This window comes from Faecalibacterium sp. Marseille-Q0746 (assembly GCF_017377595.1).
Classification (GTDB): Bacteria; Bacillota; Clostridia; order Oscillospirales; family Ruminococcaceae; genus Faecalibacterium; species Faecalibacterium duncaniae.
The window spans coordinates 71,305-95,520 of record NZ_JAFREI010000007.1 but is presented as its reverse complement, the minus strand read 5'-3'; the positions used below and the strand labels follow the sequence as shown (position 1 = coordinate 95,520).

The 24,216-nt window shown below is 60.7% G+C and carries 23 protein-coding genes; 11 read left to right on the top strand and 12 right to left on the bottom strand.

Annotation, left to right across the window (positions count from 1 at the left end; genetic code table 11):
• Window positions 1-6 precede the first annotated feature (6 nt).
• The 7 genes from J3351_RS05885 to J3351_RS05855 all read right to left on the bottom strand — a co-directional run bounded on the left by J3351_RS05885 (window position 7) and on the right by J3351_RS05855 (window position 7,631).
• Window positions 7-288 carry a type II toxin-antitoxin system YafQ family toxin gene (locus J3351_RS05885; RefSeq protein WP_207697311.1) on the bottom strand — a complete coding sequence of 94 codons (282 nt, stop codon included), beginning with the start codon at window positions 286-288 and terminating at the stop codon, window positions 7-9.
• Window positions 285-557 (bottom strand): type II toxin-antitoxin system RelB/DinJ family antitoxin, encoded by a 273-nt coding sequence (locus J3351_RS05880; RefSeq protein ID WP_055191878.1) that lies wholly within the window; start codon window positions 555-557, stop codon window positions 285-287. Before J3351_RS05880 ends, J3351_RS05885 begins: the two co-directional genes overlap by 4 nt.
• Window positions 558-695: 138 nt before the next feature.
• Window positions 696-2,486, bottom strand: coding sequence for a threonine--tRNA ligase (gene thrS / locus J3351_RS05875; protein ID WP_156066729.1), 1,791 nt, complete (start codon window positions 2,484-2,486; stop codon window positions 696-698).
• A 368-nt stretch (window positions 2,487-2,854) separates the two neighbouring features.
• On the bottom strand, window positions 2,855-4,135 hold the full coding sequence (locus J3351_RS05870) for a chloride channel protein (protein ID WP_207697310.1): 1,281 nt from the start codon (window positions 4,133-4,135) through the stop codon (window positions 2,855-2,857).
• Between the two features lie 244 nt (window positions 4,136-4,379).
• Window positions 4,380-6,122 (bottom strand): ammonium transporter, encoded by a 1,743-nt coding sequence (locus tag J3351_RS05865; RefSeq protein WP_207697309.1) that lies wholly within the window; start codon window positions 6,120-6,122, stop codon window positions 4,380-4,382.
• A 252-nt stretch (window positions 6,123-6,374) separates the two neighbouring features.
• Entirely contained in the window at window positions 6,375-6,785 is a 411-nt protein-coding gene (locus J3351_RS05860; RefSeq protein WP_154277096.1) for a DUF1622 domain-containing protein, read from the bottom strand.
• A 69-nt stretch (window positions 6,786-6,854) separates the two neighbouring features.
• On the bottom strand, window positions 6,855-7,631 hold the full coding sequence (locus tag J3351_RS05855; RefSeq protein ID WP_227622200.1) for an SDR family oxidoreductase: 777 nt from the start codon (window positions 7,629-7,631) through the stop codon (window positions 6,855-6,857).
• Between the two features lie 162 nt (window positions 7,632-7,793).
• Here J3351_RS05855 and J3351_RS05850 point away from each other — a divergent pair, with 162 nt between their 5' ends.
• Complete coding sequence (locus J3351_RS05850; RefSeq protein ID WP_207697307.1) at window positions 7,794-8,714, top strand: sugar phosphate nucleotidyltransferase; 921 nt, start codon at window positions 7,794-7,796, stop codon at window positions 8,712-8,714.
• Window positions 8,715-8,905: 191 nt separating this feature from the next.
• Here the strand turns inward: J3351_RS05850 and J3351_RS05845 are convergent, their stop codons facing one another.
• From J3351_RS05845 to J3351_RS05835, 3 genes are all read right to left on the bottom strand, one after another.
• Window positions 8,906-9,955 (bottom strand): putative ABC transporter permease, encoded by a 1,050-nt coding sequence (locus tag J3351_RS05845; protein ID WP_207697306.1) that lies wholly within the window; start codon window positions 9,953-9,955, stop codon window positions 8,906-8,908.
• A 1-nt stretch (window position 9,956) separates the two neighbouring features.
• Window positions 9,957-10,709 carry a tRNA (guanosine(46)-N7)-methyltransferase TrmB gene (trmB, locus tag J3351_RS05840; protein ID WP_207697305.1) on the bottom strand — a complete coding sequence of 251 codons (753 nt, stop codon included), beginning with the start codon at window positions 10,707-10,709 and terminating at the stop codon, window positions 9,957-9,959.
• Window positions 10,710-10,878: 169 nt separating this feature from the next.
• The gene (locus J3351_RS05835; RefSeq protein WP_207697304.1) at window positions 10,879-12,066 is read right to left on the bottom strand and encodes an alanyl-tRNA editing protein; all 1,188 of its coding nucleotides are present in this window, start codon (window positions 12,064-12,066) and stop codon (window positions 10,879-10,881) included.
• A 124-nt stretch (window positions 12,067-12,190) separates the two neighbouring features.
• Between J3351_RS05835 and malQ the strand changes: the two genes are divergently transcribed.
• The 3 genes from malQ (at window position 12,191) to J3351_RS05820 (ending at window position 15,223) form a co-directional block, all read left to right on the top strand.
• A complete protein-coding gene (malQ, locus tag J3351_RS05830; protein ID WP_207697303.1) occupies window positions 12,191-13,732 on the top strand; it encodes a 4-alpha-glucanotransferase in 1,542 nt (513 codons plus the stop codon).
• Between the two features lie 195 nt (window positions 13,733-13,927).
• Window positions 13,928-14,722 (top strand): diguanylate cyclase domain-containing protein, encoded by a 795-nt coding sequence (locus tag J3351_RS05825; RefSeq protein ID WP_117535880.1) that lies wholly within the window; start codon window positions 13,928-13,930, stop codon window positions 14,720-14,722.
• 60 nt (window positions 14,723-14,782) lie between these two features.
• Window positions 14,783-15,223, top strand: coding sequence for a hypothetical protein (locus J3351_RS05820; RefSeq protein ID WP_005934706.1), 441 nt, complete (start codon window positions 14,783-14,785; stop codon window positions 15,221-15,223).
• Window positions 15,224-15,239: 16 nt separating this feature from the next.
• Here J3351_RS05820 and J3351_RS05815 read toward each other — a convergent pair whose 3' ends face one another.
• Both J3351_RS05815 and ychF read right to left on the bottom strand, forming a co-directional pair.
• Window positions 15,240-15,923 (bottom strand): 5'-methylthioadenosine/adenosylhomocysteine nucleosidase, encoded by a 684-nt coding sequence (locus J3351_RS05815; protein WP_207697302.1) that lies wholly within the window; start codon window positions 15,921-15,923, stop codon window positions 15,240-15,242.
• Window positions 15,924-15,990: 67 nt separating this feature from the next.
• On the bottom strand, window positions 15,991-17,124 hold the full coding sequence (ychF, locus tag J3351_RS05810; RefSeq protein WP_097771383.1) for a redox-regulated ATPase YchF: 1,134 nt from the start codon (window positions 17,122-17,124) through the stop codon (window positions 15,991-15,993).
• Window positions 17,125-17,301: 177 nt separating this feature from the next.
• Between ychF and J3351_RS05805 the strand changes: the two genes are divergently transcribed.
• The 7 genes from J3351_RS05805 (at window position 17,302) to J3351_RS05775 (ending at window position 24,207) form a co-directional block, all read left to right on the top strand.
• On the top strand, window positions 17,302-18,582 hold the full coding sequence (locus J3351_RS05805; protein WP_035394634.1) for a serine dehydratase subunit alpha family protein: 1,281 nt from the start codon (window positions 17,302-17,304) through the stop codon (window positions 18,580-18,582).
• Window positions 18,583-18,750: 168 nt separating this feature from the next.
• Window positions 18,751-19,449 carry a response regulator transcription factor gene (locus J3351_RS05800; protein WP_005934701.1) on the top strand — a complete coding sequence of 233 codons (699 nt, stop codon included), beginning with the start codon at window positions 18,751-18,753 and terminating at the stop codon, window positions 19,447-19,449.
• Window positions 19,449-20,963, top strand: a complete 1,515-nt coding sequence (locus tag J3351_RS05795) for a HAMP domain-containing sensor histidine kinase (protein ID WP_207697301.1) — start codon at window positions 19,449-19,451, stop codon at window positions 20,961-20,963. The genes J3351_RS05800 and J3351_RS05795 overlap by 1 nt, the downstream gene beginning before the upstream one ends.
• Window positions 20,964-21,217: 254 nt before the next feature.
• Entirely contained in the window at window positions 21,218-21,868 is a 651-nt protein-coding gene (gene rpe, locus J3351_RS05790) for a ribulose-phosphate 3-epimerase (protein WP_097771380.1), read from the top strand.
• A 13-nt stretch (window positions 21,869-21,881) separates the two neighbouring features.
• Window positions 21,882-22,886 carry an RnfABCDGE type electron transport complex subunit D gene (locus J3351_RS05785; RefSeq protein ID WP_207697300.1) on the top strand — a complete coding sequence of 335 codons (1,005 nt, stop codon included), beginning with the start codon at window positions 21,882-21,884 and terminating at the stop codon, window positions 22,884-22,886.
• Window positions 22,883-23,602, top strand: coding sequence for an Rnf-Nqr domain containing protein (locus J3351_RS05780; protein ID WP_097773173.1), 720 nt, complete (start codon window positions 22,883-22,885; stop codon window positions 23,600-23,602). The genes J3351_RS05785 and J3351_RS05780 overlap by 4 nt, the downstream gene beginning before the upstream one ends.
• Window positions 23,599-24,207 carry an electron transport complex protein RnfA gene (locus J3351_RS05775; protein ID WP_227610946.1) on the top strand — a complete coding sequence of 203 codons (609 nt, stop codon included), beginning with the start codon at window positions 23,599-23,601 and terminating at the stop codon, window positions 24,205-24,207. Before J3351_RS05780 ends, J3351_RS05775 begins: the two co-directional genes overlap by 4 nt.
• Window positions 24,208-24,216 lie beyond the last annotated feature (9 nt).

Genomic DNA, 24,216 nt, shown 5'->3' with positions numbered 1-24,216 from the left:
TTCGCATTATTTGTTGAATAAATCGCTGTGGCTGCCGGTGCGGGCCAAAGTCAAAACGAGCACATTGTCTTCGATGCGGTAGATGAGCAGCCAGTCTGGCTGGATGTGGCATTCGCGATGGCCGATCCAATCGCCGGTCAAAGCATGGTCTCTGTTTTTCTCTGGGAGCGGTTCCCCACGTGATAAGGTGCGGATGATATTATCCAGAAGATCAACGTCGAGATGCCGTTTTTGAGCAAGTTTGTAGTCCTTCTTGAATTGGTTCGTCCAGACGATATCGAGGTTCATCGCTTCAACTCCCGAAGAGCCTCTTCTACATCAGAATAGTGCTTTACATTCGGGTCCTTTGCGATCCTTTCTGCCTCCAGCATAGCGGCCATGGTCTCCTTGTTGGGTTGATCCATTTTGATTTCAAAAGGGATGCCGCCATCCCGTAGGGACTGCCGGACGAAGATATTGAACGCCGTCGAAAGGTTCATGCCGAGTTCCGAAAACAAGGCATCAGCCTGAGATTTCAAGTCGGAGTCCATCCGAATGCTGATATTGGTCGTTGCCATACAAATCATCTCCTTTACTATTATTATAGCGTTTTGCACGAAAAATGCAATACAGCGCACGAAAAATTAACAGATACAAAATAAAAAGAGACCGCCTCCGGTTGGAAACGGTCTCCCTTTATAGGTTTTGTTCAGAACTTACGCATTGTAGCTGCGGGTCTTGATCTCCTCGGTGACCTTTGCGATGAATTCATCCACTTCCATCGTGGTGGTCTCACCCTTGCGGTCACGGACAGAAAGGTTGCCGGCCTCGGCTTCCTTGGCACCCAGAACCAGCATGTAGGGCACACGGTCCACCTGCTGTGCGGCACGGATCTTGTAGCCGATCTTCTGGTTGTCGTCGTCCAGAGCCACACGGACACCGGCCTCCACCAGCTTCTCGGTGATGCTCTCCGCATACTCGAGGGTCTTTTCGGAAACGGGCAGGACCTTGACCTGAACAGGTGCCAGCCAGGTGGGGAACTTGCCCTTGGTCTCCTCGATCAGGTAGGCCATGAAGCGGTCCAGGGAGCCCAGGATCGCACGGTGCAGGACAACGGGGGTCTTTTCGGAGCCGTCCTTGTCCACATAGGTCAGGTGGAACTTTGCGGGCAGGCAGAAGTCCAGCTGGCAGGTGGACAGGGTGTACTCAGCACCCACGGCGGGCTTGACGTTCACGTCCAGCTTGGGGCCGTAGAAGGCGGCCTCGCCGATCTCCTCGGTGAAGTGGATGCCCAGCTCGGTCAGCACCTCGCGCAGAGCGTTTTCGGCGTGGTTCCACATGGCATCGTCGTCGTGGTACTTCTTCTTGTCGGCGGGGTCACGCAGGGACAGAACGCAGCGGTAATCGGTGATCTTGAAGTCCTTGTAGGTCTCGAAGATCAGGTTGCAGACATCGGCGACCTCGCTCTTGATCTGCTCCGGAGTGCAGAACAGGTGGGCATCGTTCTGGCAGAAGTGGCGGCCGCGCTCAATGCCCTTCAGGGTGCCGGAGGACTCGTAGCGGAAATCGTGTGCGATCTCACCGATGCGCATGGGCAGGTCACGGTAAGAGTGGGGACGATTTGCGTAGATCATCATGTGGTGGGGGCAGTTCATCGGGCGCAGGACGTAGCTCTCGCCCTCCATCTCCATGGCAGGGAACATGTTCTCGCGGTAGTGATCCCAGTGGCCGGAGGTCTTGTACAGGTTCACGGTACCGATGCAGGGGGTCATCACGTGCAGGTAGCCGCGTGCACGCTCCTTCTCCTTGATATAGTTCTCCAGCTCCTGCCAGACGGTGTAGCCTGCGGGCAGGAACATGGGCAGGCCGCGGCCCACCAGGTCGTCGGTCATAAATAGGCCCATCTCCTTGCCGATCTTGCGGTGATCGCGCTCACGGGCCTCCTGCTGCTCCTTCTCCCAGGCTTCCAGTTCTTCCTGGTTGTGGAATGCCACACCGTTGATACGGGTCAGCATCTTGTTTTCCTTGTCGTTCTTCCAGTATGCGCCGGACTGCTGGGTGATCTTGAAGGCCTTCAGCGCCTTGGTGTAGGTCAGGTGGGGTCCGATGCACATGTCAACGTACTCGCCCTGCTGGAAGAAGCTGAACTCGGTCTCGTCGGCCAGGTCAGCCATGTGCTCGATCTTGTAGTGCTCCTGGCGCTCCTCCATCAGCTTCACAGCCTCGTCACGGGGCAGGATGAAGGGCTTGATGGCCAGATTTTCCTTGCAGATCTTGCGCATCTCTTTTTCGATGTTGGCCAGATCGTCATCGGTGAGCTTGGTGTCGCCCAGATCGACATCGTAGTAGAAGCCGTTCTCGGTGGCAGGGCCAAAGGCAAAGTCAGCCTCGGGGTACAGGCGCTTGATGGCCTGCGCCATGATGTGAGCAGCGGTGTGGCGGATAACATGCAGTTCCTGGTCCTGCGGGCACTCGTCCACATGGCCGTCTTTGTAGATGATCTTCATAGTGGTTCTCCTTTTGATGAAAGTTAAAACAAAAAAGCGCTCCATCCCGCTCAAATTTACGGGATGAAGCGCCTGAAAATTTCACGCGTTCCACGGTTCCACCCGAATTGCGTGCCCTTGAGAACACGCCACTCGCTGTGCTGTAACGGGCGCACCCGGCAGAGGTTCTCCTCTGCGCTCTGCGGTGGTAGAAGCCCGATGCACGGCAGGCTGCTTGCAGCACCCGGTATCCGGGGCAGCCCTCTCTGCGTCATGGGGAACGAGCTTCGGTATGTCCGCATCATCGCTTTGGTCAGGATGAAACTACGCTGATTGTAGCACGATGGCGGCAAAAAATCAAGCTCTCCGCGGCGAAAATCTGCGAAAAATCATTCTTCTTTTTTCTTCAGCTTGCCCCGCCACTTGTGGGAGGCGTACTCTGGCCGCAGCTTGTTGGTGACAAAGGTCTGGCTGCTGTAGAGGCCGTGGTGGCCCGAGAGCATGTAGCACACGCCGCAGCCCAGCGCAATAAGCTCCAGCCCCTGCCCGCCAAACAGCTCGAATCCCAGCAGGATGGAGGGGATCAGGGCGTTTGTGGCTCCGCAGAACACGCAGACCAGACCGATGGCACCGGCAAACCCGGCGGGCAGGCCCAGCCATGGCCCGGCGATGCAGCCAAAGGTCGCCCCGATGTAGAAACTTGGGACCACCTCGCCGCCCTTGAAGCCTACTGCCAGGGTCAGGGCGGTCAGGAAGATCTTGCACAGAAAATCCCAGGGCAGCGCGGCTCCCTGCTCCACGGCATCGGCAATGACGGCCATTCCGGCCCCGTTGTACCGCCCGACACCGAACAGATACGAGAACGCTACCACGGCTGCACCGCCCGCAAAAGCCCGGAGCCAGGGATTCGGGATCCGTTTGGGGATCCCGTGTTCCAGGGTGTGAAGCGTCCAGCAGAACAGCCGGGTCACGGCGGCGCAGGCAATGCCCAGCAGGGCGGTCTGAAGCGCGGTTTCCAGCGTCAGGTGCGGGATGGAATTGAGCACAAAATTGGTCGGGGCGATCCCGAAGAACAGGGATACGCCGTAAGCAATGAGGGCCGAAGTGAACGCGGGCATAAAGGCCGAAGTGAACGTCAGCCCCACGTCCTCCACCATCATGGCGAAGAGGGCAGCGGTCAGCGGGGTGCCGAACAGGGCGGAGAAGAACGCTGCCATGCCGCTGATGGTGGCGGTGCGGCGGACGTAATCGCTCAGATGGAGCAGTTTGCCCACGTTCCAGCCGATGCTGCCGCCCATCTGCAAAGCGGCACCCTCGCGGCCGGCAGAACCGCCGCACAGGTGGGTGAGCACCGTGCCCAGAAAGATGGCGGGCACCAGCAGCGGGCTGACCGGCTCGCCGCTCTGCACGGCGCGGATGACATTGTTGGTGCCCACGCCTTCGCACTTTGTGACCTTGTAGAGTGCCACGATGGCAAGGCCCGCCAGCGGCAGGCAGAGCAGCAGCCAGCTCTGCGCGGCCCGCAGCTCGGTGACGTACTCCACGCTCAGGTGGAACGCTGTGCCGACTGCGCCGCAGACCAGACCCGTGGGCACGGCCAGCAGCAGCCATTGCAGGACCACCCACAGGGCGGCTTTGGCCTCGCGGTTAAAATCATTCAAGTTGCTCATAGAAACTCCTGATACAAAAAAACTGAAAATTTTACACTCCAAAATAACACGCCCGCACGGGGATGTCAACCCGGAACCATTGCAGGGGGGCTCACATCGTGGTGACAACGACAAACCCCTGCTTCCTTGTGCGGAGGAAGCAGGGGTTCTGCCAAATGGATTTCAGAAAAAGGAAAAGGAGAACAAGGAGAACAAATATCGTCACGCTTTCAAAGCGGGACAGCGGTTGAAATTGTGCGGAGCGTTACTCCACATCCTGCAGGGCGGCAAAGTCCTCTTCGCCGGTGCGGATCTTGACCACGCGGGTCACGTTGTAGACAAAGATCTTGCCATCGCCGATGTGGCCGGTGTACAGGGCCTTCTTGGCGGCATCCACCACAGCGTCCACGCTGATCTTGGAAACGATGACCTCGACCTTGATCTTGGGCAGCAGGGTGCTGTCCACAGGCACGCCGCGGTATTTCTCGGTGGTGCCCTTCTGGATGCCGCAGCCCATCACCTGGGTCACGGTCATGCCGGTCACACCCAGATCGTTCAGCGCGGTCTTGAGCTGATCGAACTTGGAGAGCTTTGCAATGATGGACACCTTGTGCATACCGGTGTCGTAGATGCCATCGTGGATGACGGCAGGCTCCTTGACCACAGGCACGGCAGCGTTCATCTGCACGGCGCTTGCCTTGGAGACATCATCCTCGCCCAGATCGGTGTTCTCGTTGGGCACCATGGCAGCGGCGTTGGCATCGGAGATGGAGAAACCGGCGTAAGCGGAAGTTAGGCCGTGCTCGTGGATATCCAGGCCGTCGATCTCCACCTCAGCGGGGACACGCAGGCCGATGGTTTTGTCGATGATCTTGAAGATGATGAACATCACGACCACAACGTACACATCAACGGTGATAAGGCCCAGCAGCTGGGTGCCCAGCTGTGCAAAGCCGCCGCCGTAGAACAGGCCCTTGCCCACGCCGTCGCCGCCGTTGGAGAACAGGCCCACGGCAATGGTGCCCCACACGCCGTTTGCAAAGTGAACGGAGACAGCACCCACGGGGTCATCGATCTTTGCGATCTTATCAAAGAATTCAACGCTCAGGACCACAAGGATACCGGCCACGAAGCCGATGATGAAGGCACCGAAGGGAGAGACCGCGTCGCAGCCTGCGGTGATGGCGACCAGACCGGCCAGAGAGCCGTTCAGGGTCATGGAGACATCGGGCTTGCCGTAGCGCAGCCAGGTGAAGATCATGGTCACGCAGGTGGCAACGGCAGCGGCCAGGTTGGTGTTGAAGCAGACAAGACCCGTCAGGGTCATGGCCTCATCGGTGGCAAGGCTCAGGGAAGAGCCGCCGTTGAAGCCGAACCAGCAGAACCACAGGATGAACACGCCCAGCGCACCGGCGGTCAGGTTGTGGCCGGGAATGGCGTGGGGGTTGCCGTCCTTATCGTATTTGCCGATGCGGGGGCCGAGCATTGCGGCACCCAGCAGGGCGATCACGCCGCCCACATTGTGAACGGCTGCGGAACCGGCAAAATCATGGAAGCCCATGCTCTGCAGCCAGCCGCCGCCCCACATCCAGTGGCCGCAGATGGGGTAGACCACCAGCGAAATGGCAGCGGAATAAACGCAGTAAGCCTTGAAGTTGGTGCGCTCGGCCATGGAGCCGGACACGATGGTGGCTGCCGTGGCACAGAACACAGTCTGGAACACGATGTACACCCACAGCGGGATATCAAGCCCCAGGTGGCTGTAATCACCCTGAATGAATGGATCGAACCCGCCGATCAATGCGCTTGTGCCGCCGAACATCAGGCCGAAGCCGATGACCCAGTAGCACGGTGTGCCGATGCAGAAGTCCATCATGTTTTTCATCAGGATGTTGCCGGTGTTTTTGGCGCGGGTAAAGCCCGCCTCACACAGCGCAAAACCGGCCTGCATAAAGTAGACCAGGAATGCAGCAACCAGCACCCAACAGGTGTTTATGGAACTGAACATTATAATACCTCCCCGGTTTGTAATGTGCTCCCCGCACCGAATGTGCGCGGGAGCCTTGTTCAGGAGGCCCTCTATTCCTCCCGAGCAATATCCAGCGAAAACACAAAAGGCGCTGGCGGAATCACTTCCGTCAGCGCCTTTGCTTTCGATGGCACGAGTATAGCCCCTTTGTGCAAAACTGTCAAGAGCCGGGACGCGATTTTTACGTTTTACACAACACAGAACCGAGAAAAAAGAGAAAAGCTTTACAAGTCATTCTTTTTTCTCGGCCTCACCGGCGGGCGTTTCTTCCTTTTTGCGGCCGGAGCGGTGCCCGCCCTCCATCTCCCAGTGGAGCATCAGGCTCATCATGGCCCGCAGGGCAAAGGTGGCCGCCAGCGGCACCACCGATTCCAGATTCTGCAACAGGAAGGTCTTGGCGATCTCCGCCGACATCAGGAACTCCAGCGCCGTGGTCAGGCCGCTGGACATCTCATGGAGGAAATCGTGCTGGCCATGGAAAAAGGTGACCCGCACATAGTGGTAGGTGGCCTTGACAAGGCTGGTGACGATAATGAACAGGCCGATGATCTCAGCCAGCCCGGAGATCAGCGGCACCGCCGTCTCCAGAAACCCCTCCATGCCGTGGGTGACGATCTGATTGAAATGGTATAACCATGCCATATTAGACTTCCTCCTGCTTTTTCGGATACCTCTAAAATACATGAGCGGCGGTGCGCTGTCAAGCGGCCATCAGCCCAGCTTTTTCTTCTGCTGGTGGGCCAGGATGGGCATGAGCAGGGGCGTGGGAACGAGCTTCTGGGCCGTGGTGGCAAGGCGCATCAGGGTGCTGGGCACAATGATGGTCTTGCAGCGGAGCATCCCGCGCATGGCTTCCTCCACGCAGAGCTCCGGGGTGATGCCCTTGAGGGCGAACACAACGTCGGCGCGGTCGTTGAACTCGGTGTCCACGGGGCCGGGGCAGAGGGCACAGACATAGACCGGGCTGTGCTGCTCCCGCAGCTCCTCAGCCACGCCGCGGGTCAGGCTGACAACGTATGCTTTGGAGGCATAGTAGCCCGCCATATAGGGCCCGCCCGGCAGCAGGCCCGCCGAGGATGCCACGTTCAGGATGGTGCCAAAGCCCTGGGCTTCCATCTTGCGCAGGGTGAACTTGAACAGCCGGTGCATGGCCAGCACGTTCACCCGCAGCATGGAAAGCTCCTTGCCCGCGTCCGTCTCGGAAAAGGCACCGCAGGCACCAAAGCCCGCGTTGTTGAGGAACAGGTCGATGCGCTCGTCTGCCAGTGCTTCGCACAGGGCGGTGACCTGCGCATCCTGCTCAAGGTCGGCGGGAACGATGCGGCAGAGGGTGCCGTGTTTCGCCCGGAGCTCGGCGGCAAGGGTCTCCAGCCGGTCGCGGCGGCGGGCGGTCAGAATGAGCCGGAAACCCAGCCGGGCATAGCGGCGGGCAAACTCCCGCCCGATGCCGGAGGACGCGCCGGTGATCCAGACAGTTTTGGTTGACATAAGCATTCTCCTTTTCTGCGGAAACTCCATTGTCTCTATTCTATCACGGCAGCGGGTGAGAATCCATGCAAAAATTCAAGGAAAAGCTGTCCCTTGTTGCCCGGGAAAATTTGGAGTATAATAGACTCAAAGAACAGCGCACTGACGCAGGAGGAAAGAAAAATGAACAAACCGGTATTGGTGGTCATGGCTGCCGGCATGGGCAGCCGTTACGGCGGCATGAAGCAGATCGACCCGGTGGGCCCCAAGGGTCAGCCCATTGTGGAGTACTCCCTGTACGATGCCCACCGCGCAGGCTTTGAGACCGTGATCTTTGTCATCAAGCACGAGATCGAGGAGGCCTTCAAAGCCGCCATCGGCGACCGCGTCTCTCAGGGCATGAACGTGAAATACGCTTTCCAGCAGCTGGATGAGCTGCCCGCAGGCTTCACCATCCCCGAAGGCCGTGTTAAGCCCTGGGGCACCTGCCACGCCGTGCTGGCCGCAAAAGACCTCATTGATGGGCCCTTCGCTGTCATCAACGCGGACGATTACTACGGCCCCGAGGCCTTCAAGGTCATCTATGAGTATCTGTCCACCCATCAGGACGGCACTGTCTACGATTACTGCATGGTGAGCTACCTGCTCAAAAATACCGTCTCCGAAAACGGCACCGTCTCCCGCGGTGTCTGCGTGGTGAACCCGGACGGCACCCTGCACAGCGTGACCGAGCGCACCGGCATCGAGACCTGTGAGGGCGGTATCCGCTGCACCTCCCTCACCGGTGAGGGCACGGATGACCTGCCGGTGGAAGCACCTGTCAGCATGAACCTGTGGGGCTTTGGCAAGAGCTTCCTGGACGAGGCCGACCACCGCTTTGCAGGCTGGCTGCGTGAGAATCTGCCCAAGAACCCCCTCAAATGCGAGTATTTCCTGCCCACTGTGGCCAGCGAGCTCATCGATGAGGGCAAGGCAGCAGTCACCGTGCTCAAGAGCACCGATAAGTGGTACGGCGTGACCTACCGCGAGGATAAGCCCACCGTGGTGGCCGCCATCGCCCAGAAAACCCAGGAGGGCCTGTACCCCGAGGATCTGTGGGCGTGATAAGCTGAAACAGGCGCAGATGCGAAACAAAATCTGTGGCGGCCCTCTTGACTTTTTGCGCAGGAGTGCATATACTAAAGTTGTAGATGAGACTACGGAACCATTCCATGGTTCCACCAAAGCAACAAGAAGCCCCCTCGGTACTGCGAATACCAAGGGGGCTTCTACTGTATTATCTGCAACGGGCAGGGTCAGTGCCTGCGCTCGTACTTCAGGCGCTCCCGCAGCTCGTCCAGAGAGCGGTGCTTTTCGCCGTGGCGCAGCTTGGGGTAAGCGCGGAGCATACGGCCCTTGCCAAAGTACTTGGAGCTCCGGGTGCGGGCGCGCATCTCCTCGCTGCGGGCCTGCAGCTCCTCGGCCAGCTGTTCCAGACGGAGCAGCTCTGCCGTGCGCTCTGCGGTGCCCCTGGCGGCCAGCTTGACGGCAGCGGCGGCCTCAGAGGCATTGAGCCGGGCCTCCTGCGAGGACTTGCGGGCAGCCTCCATGGCCTCGTCGGCCTTGGCGCGCAGGGCGGCAGCGGCATCCCGGGGGCTCAGTTTGGCGGCATTGTTCCGGGCCTCGGCAGCCGCCAGCTTGAGCTGCAGGCGGCTCTCGTCCATCTTCTGGTCCACATCCATGGCGGTGGTGCCCAGCAGCTCGGTCATGGCATCGGACACGGCGTGCATACTGTCGGCCACCTTTTCCAGGGCATCCAGCTCACGGGCCAGGTCAGAGGCCGCAAAGGCGGTCACGACCACGTCGGCGGCGTAGCAGGCGTACAGGATGCACATGAGGACAAAGCCCACCATCTGGGGGACCATCGCCACAAAGCCCGCGATCACGGGGTGAACGGCCTTCATCACCACAACGGTGCCCACGCCCCACAAAAGGGAGAACTCCAGGCAGATATATCCGCCGATGTTGAAGGGGAAGTCGCTGTAATCCCACCACCGGGTGTGGTAGAGCTTGTAGAGCGCCCAGCCGCCCACCAGCTCCAGTACGCTGGGCAGGATCACGCCGCCGAGATAGAGCAGCAGCAGGTTGTCTGCCAGCGGCGAAAGGGTGAACAGCACGATGATCATGCCAAAGCCGTAGATGGGGCAGACCGGGCCGTTCAGAAAGCCGCGGTTCACCAGCTGACCGGTGGAAACGGCGGCATAGATGACCTCCAGGCACCAGCCCAGGCAGGAGTAGATCAGGAAAAACGCCAGGATCTGATACAGCGAAAAGCCGCAGACCATGGTGTTGACAAAAAAGGACATCTTACTCCTCCTTTGCGGCGGCAGCGGCTTCCTCCGCAGCCTTCCTCTTTTTCAGGACCTTGGGTTCGATCCAGGTCACGGCGGCATCGCCGGGCAGCTTTTTGGCGATCAGGGCCTTGATCCTGATGCCCATCTCGGTGAACATCCCCTCGTGCTCGGTGCGGATATTCCACTCCGGCTCGTTCTCGTGCAGGTCAAAGGTCTTCCAGGTGATCTCGTAGCCGGAAGCGGGGAAGTACTCCAGGCTGTCGCGGAACAGGTCGTCGTCATCGGTCTTGAAGTAGATCTCGCCGCCGTCCTTCAGGAATTCGCGGTACTGGATGAGCTGGCGGGGATAGGTGAGCCGGTGCTTGTTGGAGGAAGCGTTCTTGCTCCACGGGTTGCAGAAGTTGATATAGATGCGGCTGACGGTATCCTCGGCGGTGAGCACGCCCTTGATGCGCTCGATGTCAGTGCTCATGATCTTCACGTTGTCGATGGGGCGGCCTGCCTCGGTGTAAGCGGCCTCGATCTTGCGCTTGGCAAGGATCAGCACCTTGTCGGTGATGTCGATGCCCAGATAGTTGTTCTCCGGGTGGGCGCAGGCCAGCTGGGAGATAAAGCCGCCCTTGCCGCAGCCCAGCTCCAGCACAAAGGGCTGCTCCGGGCGGGCATACTGTGCGTGCCACTTGCCGCCCCAGATCAGGGGCTCGTGGATGTGGAAATCGGCGGCCATCAGCTCATCGTGGGCGTAGGGTTTGAAACGCATTCTCATAGTTTGTTGTTCTCCTTAAAATTAACGTGGCTCGCCCTCTCAGGCGCTGACGCGCCAGCTCCCCCAAAGGGGGAGCCTTTGGCAAAAACGGATGGTTTTTCGCACTGCCAAAGCCTCTCCCTTTGGGAGAGGTGGCTTTGCGAAGCAAAGACGGAGAGGGCGAGGATGCTTACCGGTCTTGCTTCCGCAAAAATTCTTCCACCTGTTCCGGCTCTGCGGCGCAGCTTCCCTGGCAGATGCCGGGTTTGCCGCCGCCGCGGCCATTGAGGGCGGCGTTCAGGGCTTTGGTCAGGGCGCGGACATCGCCGCCCGCCTGGGCAAGGCAGTAGCCGGTGCCCTTTTCGTTGGGGGTCAGGGCCGCGCACAGGCCGGTGGTGGCTTCGGTCAGGCGGACAGCCAGCCGGTGCAGGCCGTCCGGGTCCAGCCCCGGCACGATGCGGATGGCATCCGCACCGGGCGTTACCTGCGCGGCCAGCGCGTCAAAGAGCTGGCTGCACAGCCCGAAGTGGGTGAATTTCAGGGCGGTGTACTCGTCATACACCCGGTGCACGGCGTTGGCCGTCTCGCTGGCCTTGGCGCTGAGCAGGGCACCGATCTCTGCCTGCCGTGCCCGCATGGCCTGCGCGGCTTCCAGCGCGCGCCCGCCGCAGACGATGCTCAGGCGCACGCCGCCCTTATAGTTTTCGGCGGCCAGGATCTTGATCTGGCCCACCGCACCGGTAAAGGCGGTGTGGGTGCCGCAGCAGGCACAGACATCCGCCCCGGGGATGGTCACGATCCGCACCTGCCCCTCGATCTCCTTTTTGGAGCGGTAGGTCAGGGCGGCCAGCTCCTCCCGGGTGGGGTAGGTGATGTTCACCGGTACATTCTCCCAGATGATGCGGTTGGCGGCAGTCTCGGCCGCTTTCAGCCCCTCGGCGGAGATGGGGATGTTCGTGTCCATCCGCACGGCATCGGAGCCGATGTGGAAGCCCACGTTCTCGGCCCCGAACATGCTGTGCAGGATGCCGGAGAGGATGTGCTCGCCGGTGTGCTGCTGCATCTTGTCAAAACGCCACGCCCAGTCGATGGCCTGTGCGGCTTCGGCCCCGGGCACCGCCCCGGCGGGCAGGGAAGTGACCATGTGCCAGATGACACCCGCCTGCTCGTGGACATCGGTGACGGTCAGCACCGTGCCGTCGGCAAGGGTCAGGGTGCCCCGGTCGGCAGGCTGGCCGCCGCCCTCGGGGTAAAACACCGTGCCGTCCAGCGCGATGCGCCCGCCGCCGGTCCGGCTGTCCGGCTCTGCGGCTAAAATATGCCCCACCGCCTCCCGGCGGTAGGCATCGTGTTCATAGTATTTTTCGGTTGGCTGCATAAGCACCTCCTAATATAAAAACAAGTATACCACGTTTTTTGCCTGTGGAAAATAGTCTGCGGTTATGTTATGATAGAAAACAGACAAGCCCCAGCAAAAAGTTTGAGACGAGGAAGGATTTACAATGCGTGAAAGTGGTATTCTGATGCCGGTGTCCAGCCTGCCCGGCCCCTACGGGATCGGCTGCTTTGGCAAAAAGGCAGAAAAATTTGTGGATTTCCTTGCGGCGGCAGGCCAGAAGATCTGGCAGATCCTGCCCCTGAGCCCCACGGGCTATGGGGACAGCCCCTACCAGAGCTGCTCTGCCTTTGCGGGCAACCCCTATTTCATTGATCTGGATGCTCTGAAAGCCGAGGGGCTGCTGACAGCCGCCCAGCTCAAGGCCGAGCCTTGGGGCAAGGACCCGCTGAACGTGGATTACGGCACCCTGTACACCAGCCGCTACAAGGTCCTGCGTGCCGCCTATGCCGCCTGGCGCAGGCAGTGCGCGGGCCAGCACGGCTGTGCCTATTACTATCCGGATGCGTACTATGCCTTCACGCTGGAAAACGAGGGCTGGCTGGAGGATTATGCCCTCTACATGGCCCTCAAGACCGCCAACGGCATGAAGAGCTGGACCGAGTGGCCCCGGGAGTACCGCAAGCGGGAGCCGCAGGCGCTGGAAGCTTTTAAGGCAGAGAACGAGGAAGAGATCGGCTTCTGGAAGTTTCTGCAGTACGAGTTCAGCATCCAGTGGAAGAAGCTGAAAGCCTACGCCAACGCCAACAACGTGCAGATCCTGGGCGATATCCCCATCTATGTTTCGGCAGATTCCGTGGATGCCTGGGTGGGCGGCCCGCTGTTTGAGCTGGATGCAGACGGCGGCTTTGCCCGGGTGGCAGGCTGCCCGCCGGATTACTTCTCGGCAGACGGCCAGCTCTGGGGCAACCCGCTGTATAACTGGCCCTACCATAAGCAGACCGGCTATGCCTGGTGGATCCAGCGTGTCCGCCATGCGCTGGGCATCTATGACCTGCTCCGCATCGACCACTTCCGTGGTTTTGACACCTACTGGGCCATCCCGGCAGACAGCACTACCGCCAAGACCGGCAAGTGGGAGACCGGCCCCCGGATGGAGCTGTTCAACGCGCTGGAAGGTGCGCTGGGCAAGCTGCCCATCATCGCCGAGGATCTGGGTGAGCTGTTCCCCAGTGTGCGGGAGCTTCTGGCAGACAGCACCTTCCCGGGCATGAAGGTGCTGCAGTTCGCGTTCGGCGGCGGGGACAGCGAGTACCTGCCCCACAACCACGTCAAGAACAGCGTGGTCTACCCCGGCACCCACGACAACACGACGCTGACCGCCTGGTGGGACGAGAGTGCATCGGCCAAGGAGAAGGCTGTGGCCGCCGCCTACCTGCATCTGACCGGCTGTCAGCCCACCGCAAAGGAGGTGGCCGCTGTCAAAACAGAGGCGGCCCGCACCGCGCTGCTCCGGGCTGCGCTGGGCTCTGTGGCCGACCGTGCCATCATCCCCATGGCCGACTGGCTGGGCCTGGGCGAGGAAGCCCACCTGAACAGCCCCGGCAAGCTGGGTGGAAACTGGAGCTGGCGCGCCGCCGATGGGTTCGACACTGCCGCGCTGGCCAAGCGCATTCTGGCGGAGTGCGCCGTGTACTGCCGTACATAACCGGGCCGGAAACCCGGAGTGTGTTTAGCAGTTTGACGAAAATGTAAAAAATTACGTTAAAGTTTGTGCGTTTTGCTGGAAACGCCCGGCACAAGATGGTATAATTCCGGTAATGGGGGCTGCGCTTTCAGCGGCCGTGTGGCAAAGCTGTGCCGGAGGGGAGAGAGTCCGGCACCGGATAATGGGGAAAAACGCATGAAAAAAGAATGGACGGAACAGGATCTGCGCGCCTTTGCAGAAAACGCACAGACCGCCTTTGAAGACGTGACCCTGACGGAAGCCGATGAGGAGACCGCGGACACCTGGCAGGACGATGGCCTGCAGGTGGATTATGTCCTGCGCAATGGGCAGGTGGACTGCGTGCTGCGCCGCCTGATCGAGGCGGACGGCAAGCTCTGGCAGCTGCAGATGACGGCTCCGCTGGCGGGCAGCGACCTGCCGGAGGACCGGATGACCGCGCGGGAGCGGGAGCTCTGCCGGGACGATATGAATCACGATTTCCTGACCGGCGTGTTCAACCGCCGTTATTTTGAAACGGAGTTCTGCACCCGGCTGGATGAGTGGACGGATGCCCATCGCTGCGCTTCGCTGGCGCTGGTGGCGCTGGACGATGAGGACGGGATGCGCACCCGGCAGGGCGATGCCGTGATGAACCAGCTGGTCTGTTTTGTGGCCAACCAGTGGAAAAAGTACTACGACCGCCCTGCAGAGCGGGTGGTCTGCCGCCTGACGGACACGCTGTTCGCCATCGGCTGTGCGGATAAGAACTGCGCAGAGCTGGCCGAGGAGCTGAACGGCATTTATGCCGAGATGCCCCGCGCGTGTGTGGCATCGGTGGGCCTGATGCGCCGGGTGCCCTTTACCCAGTCCATCGGCTGCGCCTGCACCGGCGAGGTGCGGGGCAAGAACTGGGACGCGCTGTATCAGCTGTGCGAGCAGCGCCTGAAGGCGGCCCAGACCGCCGGCGGCGACCAGATCTGCAGCAAATAAACCGAATGCATAAAATCCCCCTTTGCGGTACAAGCTAGTGCCACAAAGGGGGATTTTTGTATGGAAAATCAGAAAAATGATAACCTGAATCTGCTGGAAGCGGTGGTGCAGAACACGGAGATGGGCAAGAACACGCTGGAACAGATCGTGCCCATGACCGAGGACCCTGCCTTCCGGGCCGAGCTCCTGCGGGAGCGGAACCTCTACCGGGAACTGAATCAGGAGGCCCACACCGCCATCGAGGCCTGCGGCGGCACGGCTCAGGGCCAGAGCATCATGGCAAAGCTCAACACCAAAATGGGCATCGGCATGAAAACGCTCACCGACAGATCTACCCGCAATCTGGCCGAAATGCTCAGCGAGGGGAGCAGCCAGGGCGTGATGGACTGTATCAAGAGCCAGAAGGATTATCCCGATGCGGCTCCCGGCTCCAAGCGCCTGATGCAGAAGCTGCAGGATCTGGAGGAAGAGAACCGGCTGAAACTGGAGCAGTTTCTGTAAAGGCTGCTCCGGCTGCTCAGAGTGCTTCTACCATGGCCGCCACGATCCGGGTGGCGGTAGCCACATACTCGGCGATGCTGAACTTCTTCACCACCAGCACCTCGTGGCCGTCTTCGTCGGCGTTGTCGCTCATGGCCCGGAGGATGACACAGGGCACATCGTTCTTGGCGGCGATCTGGCTCACGGCAGCACCCTCCATCTCAACACAGTCGGGGGCGCACTTGGCTTCGATGGCGGCCTTGGTCTCGCTGTCGCCCACGAACAGGTCGCCAGTGGCGATCTTGCCGGTCAGGGCCTTGACCCCGGCCTCGGCGCAGGCTTTTTCAGCGGCGGTGATGAGGGCCGGATCGCCGGCGTACTCCTTCAGGTAGGGCGGGTTCTGGCAGATCATGTCCAGCTGGGCATCGTGGTAGAGCACCGTCTTGCCGATGACCACATCACCAATGCCGATCTTGCTGGTCATATTGCCTGCAATGCCGGAGAAGATGATCTTCTCGGCACCGTATCGGGTGATGAGCACCTGAGTGGTGGCGGCGGCATTGGCCTTGCCCATGCCTGCACAGCAGACCACGACCTGCTTGCCTGCCAGCGTGCCCCTGTGGTACTCCACGCCGCCGTAGGGCTCCACGGTGACATTTTCCAGTTTTGCACACAGCTGATCGACTTCATCGGGCATTGCGCCCATAATTCCGATAATCATATAGATGTCCTTTCTCCTGGGCAAAAGTGTCTCCCGCGCGGCGCGCGGGAGACACTTTTATCATACATCAGACGTTGAACAGGAACTCGATCACGTCGCCGTCCTTCACGACGTACTCCTTGCCCTCGGTGCGCTGCAGGCCCTTGGCCTTGACAGCGGCATAATCGAAGTTGTTGGCTTCCAGGTCGCCGTAACCGATGACGCTGGCGCGGATGAAGCCGCGCTCGAAATCGCTGTGGATCTTACCGGCGGCCTGAGGTGCCTTGGTGCCCTTGCGGATGGTCCAGGCGCGGCACTCCTTCTTGCCGTCGGTCAGGAAGGAGATGAGGCCCAGCAGGTCGTAGCTGGCAGTGATCAGGTTGTCCAGGCCGCTGGCCTCGATGCCCATCTCGGCCAGGAAAGCCTTCTTCTCCTCGGGGGAGTAGTCGGCAATGTCTTCTTCGGTCTTGGCGCAGATGGGAATATAGCGGGCCCCCTCCTCGGCGGCGCGGGCGGCCACCAGCGGGACATAGCGGTTGTTCTCAATGCCCTCCATCAGGTCATCCTCGCCCACGTTGCAGGCGTAGAGCACGGGCTTGGAGCTCAGCAGGCCCATCTCGTGCAGCACGGCCTGCTGCTCGGCATCCCCCTCGTCAAAGTCAAAGCTGCGGGCGGGCTTGCCTGCGCTCAGGTGGTCGGCCAGCTTCTGCAGCCAGGCAGCCTCTGCGGCAGCGCCCTTGTTGTTGCCGCTCTTGGCAGCCTTGGCCATCCGGCCCGCGCGGTTCTGAACGACCTCCAGGTCAGAGAGGATCAGCTCGTAGTCAATGGCATCGATGTCGGCGATGGGGTCCACGGCCTCGGCCTTGGTCACGTCCTCCACCACATGGATGATGTTGTCGTCATCAAAGCAGCGCACCACGTGCACGATGGCATCACACTCGCGGATGTGGCCCAGGAACTTGTTGCCCAGGCCTGCACCCTGGCTGGCACCCTTGACCAGACCGGCGATGTCTACAAACTCCACGATGGCAGGTGTTTTTTTATTGGTCTGCCAGATCTCAGCCAGCTTGTCCAGCCGCTTGTCCGGCACGGCCACGATGCCGCTGTTGGGCTCAATGGTGCAGAAGGGGTAGTTGGCGGCTTCCGCGTTCTTGGTGGAGGTGATGGCGTTGAACAGAGTGGACTTGCCGACGTTCGGCAGACCGACGATACCTAACTTCATATAAAATACGCTCCTTACACGTTTTTTTGGCATAACGATACAACTATCATTATACGCGATGAAAACCCGGAGCGCAAGGGGATGGGCGCAAAACAACGGATTTACACGGCGGGAGTTCTATATTATACTGTTCTTAAAATACGAACCGATTTCCGGAAGGGAAGGCAGGAGGATGTTATGGAACGCAACGACCCGCGCTATCAGGCTTATGTGGAGATCCTGAAGGAGGAGCTGATCCCGGCGATGGGCTGCACAGAGCCCATCGCGCTGGCCTATGCGGCGGCAAAAGCCCGCGAGGTGCTGGGGGTGCTGCCGGACAGCGTGCAGCTGCAGGTGAGCGGCAGCATCATCAAGAACGTGAAAAGCGTCATCGTGCCCAACACCGGGCACCTGAAGGGCATGGAGGCGGCGGTGGCGGCAGGCATCATCGCCGGTTCCGCTGAGAAGGAGCTGGAGGTCATCTCGGAGGTCAGCGAGGAAAAGAAGTCTGCCATCCGGGACTATCTGCAGACGGTGCCCATCACCATCGAGCACACCGAGCAGGGGCATGTGTTTGACATCGTCGTCACCGAGCGCTGCGGGCAGGACTACGCCCGGGTGCGCATCGCGGACTACCACACCAACATCTGCCGCATCGAGAAGAACGGCACGGTGCTGTACGAGGTGCCCCTGCTGGACGAGACCGTGCAGGAGGATGCCCGCGCCGACCGCAGCCTGCTGAACATGCAGGACATCTGGGACTTTGCCGAGACCGCCGACCTGCGGGACGTGGCAGACCTGCTGGAACGGCAGATCCGCTACAACAACGCCATTGCAGAAGAGGGCCTGCTGGGCGACTACGGTGCCAACATCGGGCGGGTGCTGCTGACCACTTACGGCAACGATGTCTCCAACCGCGCAAAAGCCAAGGCCGCCGCCGGCTCCGATGCCCGCATGAACGGCTGCGAGCTGCCGGTCATCATCAACTCCGGCAGCGGCAATCAGGGCATCACCTGCTCGGTGCCCCTCATCGAGTACGCCAAGGAGCTGCACAGCGGCAAGGAAAAGCTCTACCGCGCCCTCATCATCTCCAATCTGGTGGCCATCCACGAAAAGACCGGCATCGGCACCCTGTCTGCCTACTGCGGCGCGGTCAGCGCGGGTGCGGGTGCAGGCGCAGGCATCGTGTACCTGTGCGGCGACGGCTATCAGGCTGCCATCCACACGGTGGTCAACGCCCTTGCCATTGTGTCCGGCATCGTGTGCGACGGAGCCAAGGCTTCCTGCGCCGCAAAGATCGCATCTTCGGTGGATGCGGCGCTGCTGGGCTACAACATGTACAAGTGCAATCAGGAGTTCAAGGGCGGCGATGGCATCGTGATGAAGGACATCGAGACCACCATCAAGGGCATCGGACGTCTGGGCAAGGACGGGATGCGGCAGACCAATGAGGAGATCATCCGGCTGATGATGAGCTGAGCGGCGGAGCCTGCGTCCCAAAAATCATACAAAACCTTCTTTATTTTGTCATAACTATTCCGTATAATAAGGGATAGGGGAACTTTACCCTGTTTGATTCGGAAATACTGCTCCGGCAGACAGCCGGAGAATTTGATTTTTGGAGTATCAGGTACAGGAGGAACACTCATGGCAAACGAAAAGATCCTCGTCGTGGACGACGATACCAACATCTGCGAGCTGCTGCGGCTTTATCTGACCAAGGAGGGCTATCAGGTCACCACCGCGAACGACGGCGAAGAAGGTCTGGACAAGTTCAATCAGGTTAAGCCCGATATGGTGCTGCTGGATGTGATGATGCCCAAGATGGATGGCCTGGAGGTCTGCCGCCGCATCCGCAAGCTGGGCAACACCCCCGTGATGATGCTGACCGCCAAGGGCGAGACCTTTGACAAGGTGCTGGGCCTGGAGCTGGGCGCAGACGATTACATGGTCAAGCCCTTTGACACCAAGGAAGTCGTGGCCCGCATCAAGGCGGTGCTGCGCCGCTGCACCACCACCACCGCCCAGACCGAGAGCACTGAGGGTGTGATCGAGTTCGACAACCTGCGGCTGGACATGAACAGCTACGAGCTTCGGGTCAAGGGCAAGGTGGTGGAGGCTCCCCCCAAGGAGCTGGAGCTGCTGAACTGCCTGGCCTCCCACCCCAACCGTGTTTACACCCGCGACCAGCTGCTGGACGAGGTGTGGGGCTTTGAGTACTACGGCGACAGCCGCACCATCGATGTCCATGTCAAGCGCCTGCGCGAAAAGCTGGCGGGCGCTTCCGACAAGTGGGAGCTCAAGACCGTCTGGGGCGTGGGCTATAAGTTCGAGGTGCGTCAGTAATGCGCAAAAGTATTTCGGTCACCTTCTTTTCGATGGTGGCCACCCTGCTGGTGCTGGGCACGGCGGTGCTGGGCTGTTCCGAGTGGCTGCTGTTCAGCCGCTATTTTGCCCAGGAGCGGTACGACACGCTGGACAGCGTGGCGGATGTGACCCAGCGCGCGGCGGATTATATCGTGCAGCAGGCGGCTCTGCCCAAGGGGGCTGAGCTGGATGCCCTGAACACCAAGCTGGAGATCATCGGCGAGAGCGCCGAGGCCTACCTGTTTTTTACCGATGAAGAGGGCAGGGTTCTCATTGCCTCCAACCCCGAGATGGTGGGAACAGATATTGTGGGGCCGGAGCTTATGAAAAAAGTTGCCGGGGATCAGCCCTACCACACCCTGAGCACGCTGGATGGTGTGCTGACTGAGAAGAGTTATGTCTCGGTGCGGCACATGCAGGATGCACGGGGCAACAACAGCGGCTATCTCTTCCTCTGCTCCTCCGGCGCGCGGCTGACCGACTTCAAGGAGGAGTTCTGGTCGAACTTCTTCTTCTCGGCCTGTGTCATGCTGCTCTGCGCCAGCGTGCTGACCTCCTTCCTGATGCGGAAGCTGACCGACCCGCTCCAGAAGATCACCGATGCCGCCCAGCGGTTTGGCGGCGGGGACTTCTCTGTCCGTGTCGAGGGCGTGGAAGGTGAGGGCGAAGTGGTGGATCTGGCCCACACCTTCAACCAGATGGCGGAGAACATCCAGTCCAACGACAATTCCCGCGGCCAGTTCATGGGCAACATCGCCCACGAGCTGCGCACCCCCATGACCACCATCAAGGGCTTTGTGGACGGCATTCTGGACGGCACCATCCCGCCCGATATGCAGAACCACTACCTGCAGCTGGTCAGCGAGGAGACCGGCCGCCTGGCCCGGCTCATCCAGAACATGCTCGATCTCTCCAAGCTGGAAAGCGGCGAGTATCAGGTGAACGCCCGGATGTTCAACATCTGGGAGACGCTCACCGGTGTGGCCCTTTCGGCGGAGCAGCGCATCAACGACGGCATGATCGATCTGGAAGGCCTGACCATGGATGAAAAGGTGCTGGTCTACGCGGACCCAGACCTCATCCATCAGGTGGCTTATAACATTCTGGACAATGCCATCAAGTTCACCCCGGCGGGCGGCACCATCAAGTTCCATGTGGAGAAGCTGGGCCCCGAGGTGGAGATCTCGATCTGGAATTCCGGTCAGGGCATCAGTCCCGAGGCGCTGCCCTATGTGTTCCAGCGCTTCTACAAAGAGGACAGGTCCCGCGGCCTGCACGCCCGGGGAGCCGGTCTTGGCCTGAATATCTGCAAGGTGCTGGTCAACCTTTCCGGAGGCCAGATCCGTGTGGAGAGCCAGCAGGGCGAGTGGTGTCAGTTCGTGTTCACCCTGCCCGCCACGCCCCCCAACCCCAGCGGCATGAAGCGCCTGCCGGACGAATCCGGTCAGCCCGTGCCGGTGGAGGACCCCGCCAGCATGAAGCCTGTCAACTGAATCCGCGGCCAGACTGTCCCCCTGAAACGGGCGGGGCGGTCTGGTCGTTTTTGGTTTTGGAATGGATTTTGGATGTATCCGGGGGCAGGTTTGAGACTTTTCCGTGAAAAACACGGCTCCGGGTTTGATTTTTTGCGTGTTTTCATGTAAACTAAGAATAACCATGCCCGCCCTGCATTCCGGCCCCAAAACAGGGGCTCTGGCAGAACGAATGGTGTAATCTTTCTGAAAAATAACGGAGAGTATAAAACACAATGACGATCATTAGTCCTTCGATCCTTTCGGCTGATTTCAATCAGCTTGGCGCAGACTGCCGCATGGTGCTGGATGCCGGTGCGCAGATGCTGCATTATGACGTGATGGACGGCCACTTTGTGCCCAACATCAGCTTTGGCGTGCCGGTGCTGAAAAGCCTGCACAAGGGGATGCCCGCAGCATTCTACGATGTCCACCTGATGATCAGCCACCCGCTGCAGTATGCAGAGCCTTTTATCAAGGCGGGTGCCAGCCTGTACAACTTCCACCTCGAGTGCGAGGACGACATCCAGCAGACCATCGATGCGGTCAAGGCACTGGGCTGCAAGGTGGGCCTGACCATCAAGCCCGGTACTGATCCGGAGGCGCTGGCCCCGTATCTCGACCAGCTGGATCTGGTGCTGGTGATGAGCGTGGAGCCCGGCTTCGGCGGGCAGAAGTTCATGCCCTCGGCGCTGGAAAAGCTGCGCTGGCTCAAGGAAGAGCGGGCAAAGCGGAGCGCCCGCTACCTGCTGGAAGTGGATGGCGGCGTGGACGACACCACCGCCCCCCTGTGTGTGGAGGCGGGTGCCGATATTCTGGTGGCGGGCAGTGCCGTGTTCGGCGCAGCCGACCCGGCTGCGGCGGTGCGCCGTCTGGCCGCCCTGTGAGAGGTGCCTTACCATGGATGAACGTTTGATCCAGCAGCAGGAGCAGGAGCTTGCAAAGACGGGGCGGTACTATCTGCACGTCTGCTTTATGACCATCCCGCTGCTCTGCATGGCCTGCTTCCTGTACGGTCTGCGGCCCCTGCTGCTCTGCGGCGCGGCGCTGCTCACCGGCAATCTGTGTGACCGCCTGGTCTCCCTGCTGCGCCGCCGCGTGTATCGGGCCGGGGATTTCTCCAACGAGAGCTTTGCCCTCATCATCGCCCTGCTCATGCCCGCCACGGTGGACTGGTATGTGGTCATTATGGCGGTGCTGGCCGGTGTCCTCATCGGCAAGGAGGTGTTTGGCGGCTACGGCAGCTATCCCTTCAACCCTGCTGCTGTGGGCTACGCCGTGGCGGCGGTGTCCTGGCCGGAGCAGGTGTTTCGCTACCCCCAGCCCTATACCAACATCCCCCTGTGGGATGCCACCGGCGTGCCGGTGTCCAGCACCATCTCGGATACCCTGCGCAGCGGCGGCAGCCTGAACATCGGCGCAATTTCGCTGGTGTTGGGCGAGTATGCCGCCCCCATGGGCACCGGTGCTGCCCTCATCCTTCTGGCCTGCGGGCTTTTCCTCTGGCTGCAGAAGGATGTCCGTCTGAGCGCTTCTGTCAGCTTTGTGGTCACCTGTGCCCTCATCGCCTTCCTCTTCCCCCGTCAGGTGGGGGTGAACGGCGTGGACATCGCCCTGCGCCTGCAGTGCGTGCGGGACGAGCTGCTGACCGGTGCCATGCTGTTCAGTGCGGTGTTCCTGCTCAACGAGCCCTACACCTGCGCCCACCACCGTCTGGGCCGCATCCTGTACGGTGTGCTGGTGGGGGCAATCACCATGGGCTTCCGGTATTACGGCGTGTACGAGACGGGTGTCTGCTTTGCCCTGCTCACGGTCAACAGCATTTCCGGCTGGATGGACCGCACCGAGAGCCGCCTGTATCAGCTGATGCACCGCCCTGCGGCCGGAAAGGAGGGTGCTGAATGAAACGTTCCATTGCAGAACTGATCACCCGTGATCCGGAGAAGTTTGCCCACCATGACCGGGTGTTCAAAAATAATCCCGTTGTCATGCAGGGCATGGGTCTGGCTCCGCTGGTGGTGCTTGCCACCACAGGCAAAAATGCTTTGATGCTGGCCGTGGCTGTGGCCCTGCTGCTCACGCCTTCCCGGATGCTGGCCTGCCTGGTCAGCCGCCTGTTCCCCCTGCGGGACGAGCAGCCCGCCCCGGAAGAGCTGGAGAAAAAGCTGCTGCCCCGGGCGCTGGTGTACAGCGGCAGTGCGGCGGTGGTCTACCTCGCCGCTTATCCTATCCTGAACGCCGTGTTCGGCACCGACCTGCTGATGCTGGGCATCTACCTGCCCATGCTGGTGGTGGAGCCCCTGCTGACCTACCGCTTTGGCCGTGTGCAGGAAACCATGCGCAAGGCTGTCTCCAAGGGTCTGCGCATCACGGTGGGCTACGCGCTCATCCTGTTCATCGTGGGCTGCCTGCGGGAGTGGCTGGCGCTGGGCAGTGTGTTTGGGATCCAGCTCAGCCGCTCTGTCCTGCCCATGGCATCCATGCCGGCAGGCGGTTTCATCGTGCTGGGCGTGGTGTGTGCCGTCTGGCGCGCGCTGGCCCGCAAACACAAGGAATACCTGAAAACTGAGGCGCGCGGCACTCTGGCTGCGCACCCCCGGAAGGAGGTGCAGGATCAGTGAGTGCTGTGATGAATACCATCGGTGTGGCCTTTGCCTACGCCGTGCTGGCCCTGTTTGCCCAGAACGCCATCTTTACCCGTGGTCTGGGCGTGTCGCGCCTGATCCAGCTGGTGGGTGACGAGCGCACCAGCAGCTGGTGGTTTGCCCTGCTGCTCTGTGTTACCCAGACGCTGGTGGCCCCGCTGGCGTATTTTGCGGGCAGCCAGATCGTGGATCTGCCCTACCGTGCCCAGCTCCGCCCGCTGCTCTACCTGGCCTGTGTGGCGGTGGTCTGCATCTTTGAGCACGCCATCCTGCGGGCGGTCAAGGGCCCCCGCAGCGGCCTGCTCATCCGCATCCTGCCCATTGCCGCCGTGAACAGCGGCGTGCTGGGCACCGTGCTGGTGGAACGCACCCAGAGCTTTACGCTGGCGCAGTCCATCGGCTTTGGCCTGGGCAGCGGCCTGGGCTACCTGCTGGCTGTGATGCTGGTGACCGAGGCGGGCAACCGCCTGCGCAGCAAGGCCATCCCCGAAGCATTCCGCGGCCTGCCCATCACCCTGATCTATATCGGTGTGCTGGCGCTGGCCATCTACGGCTTTACCGGCCATTCCGTGATCCTGTAAGTTGACCCC

What these genes read in the sequence shown, in the direction of transcription:
- J3351_RS05885 (WP_207697311.1), bottom strand. Translation starts at nt 288, where the DNA reads ATGAACCTCGATATCGTCTGGACGAACCAATTCAAGAAGGACTACAAA.
- J3351_RS05855 (WP_227622200.1), bottom strand. Translation starts at nt 7,631, where the DNA reads ATGTCAACCAAAACTGTCTGGATCACCGGCGCGTCCTCCGGCATCGGG.
- J3351_RS05845 (WP_207697306.1), bottom strand. Translation starts at nt 9,955, where the DNA reads ATGTCCTTTTTTGTCAACACCATGGTCTGCGGCTTTTCGCTGTATCAG.
- J3351_RS05800 (WP_005934701.1), top strand. Translation starts at nt 18,751, where the DNA reads ATGGCAAACGAAAAGATCCTCGTCGTGGACGACGATACCAACATCTGC.
- J3351_RS05870 (WP_207697310.1), bottom strand. Translation starts at nt 4,135, where the DNA reads ATGAGCAACTTGAATGATTTTAACCGCGAGGCCAAAGCCGCCCTGTGG.
- J3351_RS05815 (WP_207697302.1), bottom strand. Translation starts at nt 15,923, where the DNA reads ATGATTATCGGAATTATGGGCGCAATGCCCGATGAAGTCGATCAGCTG.
- malQ (WP_207697303.1), top strand. Translation starts at nt 12,191, where the DNA reads ATGCGTGAAAGTGGTATTCTGATGCCGGTGTCCAGCCTGCCCGGCCCC.
- J3351_RS05865 (WP_207697309.1), bottom strand. Translation starts at nt 6,122, where the DNA reads ATGTTCAGTTCCATAAACACCTGTTGGGTGCTGGTTGCTGCATTCCTG.
- J3351_RS05880 (WP_055191878.1), bottom strand. Translation starts at nt 557, where the DNA reads ATGGCAACGACCAATATCAGCATTCGGATGGACTCCGACTTGAAATCT.
- J3351_RS05805 (WP_035394634.1), top strand. Translation starts at nt 17,302, where the DNA reads ATGGAACGCAACGACCCGCGCTATCAGGCTTATGTGGAGATCCTGAAG.
- J3351_RS05860 (WP_154277096.1), bottom strand. Translation starts at nt 6,785, where the DNA reads ATGGCATGGTTATACCATTTCAATCAGATCGTCACCCACGGCATGGAG.
- ychF (WP_097771383.1), bottom strand. Translation starts at nt 17,124, where the DNA reads ATGAAGTTAGGTATCGTCGGTCTGCCGAACGTCGGCAAGTCCACTCTG.
- thrS (WP_156066729.1), bottom strand. Translation starts at nt 2,486, where the DNA reads ATGAAGATCATCTACAAAGACGGCCATGTGGACGAGTGCCCGCAGGAC.
- J3351_RS05835 (WP_207697304.1), bottom strand. Translation starts at nt 12,066, where the DNA reads ATGCAGCCAACCGAAAAATACTATGAACACGATGCCTACCGCCGGGAG.
- J3351_RS05825 (WP_117535880.1), top strand. Translation starts at nt 13,928, where the DNA reads ATGAAAAAAGAATGGACGGAACAGGATCTGCGCGCCTTTGCAGAAAAC.
- rpe (WP_097771380.1), top strand. Translation starts at nt 21,218, where the DNA reads ATGACGATCATTAGTCCTTCGATCCTTTCGGCTGATTTCAATCAGCTT.
- J3351_RS05795 (WP_207697301.1), top strand. Translation starts at nt 19,449, where the DNA reads ATGCGCAAAAGTATTTCGGTCACCTTCTTTTCGATGGTGGCCACCCTG.
- J3351_RS05850 (WP_207697307.1), top strand. Translation starts at nt 7,794, where the DNA reads ATGAACAAACCGGTATTGGTGGTCATGGCTGCCGGCATGGGCAGCCGT.
- J3351_RS05820 (WP_005934706.1), top strand. Translation starts at nt 14,783, where the DNA reads ATGGAAAATCAGAAAAATGATAACCTGAATCTGCTGGAAGCGGTGGTG.
- trmB (WP_207697305.1), bottom strand. Translation starts at nt 10,709, where the DNA reads ATGAGAATGCGTTTCAAACCCTACGCCCACGATGAGCTGATGGCCGCC.
- J3351_RS05785 (WP_207697300.1), top strand. Translation starts at nt 21,882, where the DNA reads ATGGATGAACGTTTGATCCAGCAGCAGGAGCAGGAGCTTGCAAAGACG.
- J3351_RS05780 (WP_097773173.1), top strand. Translation starts at nt 22,883, where the DNA reads ATGAAACGTTCCATTGCAGAACTGATCACCCGTGATCCGGAGAAGTTT.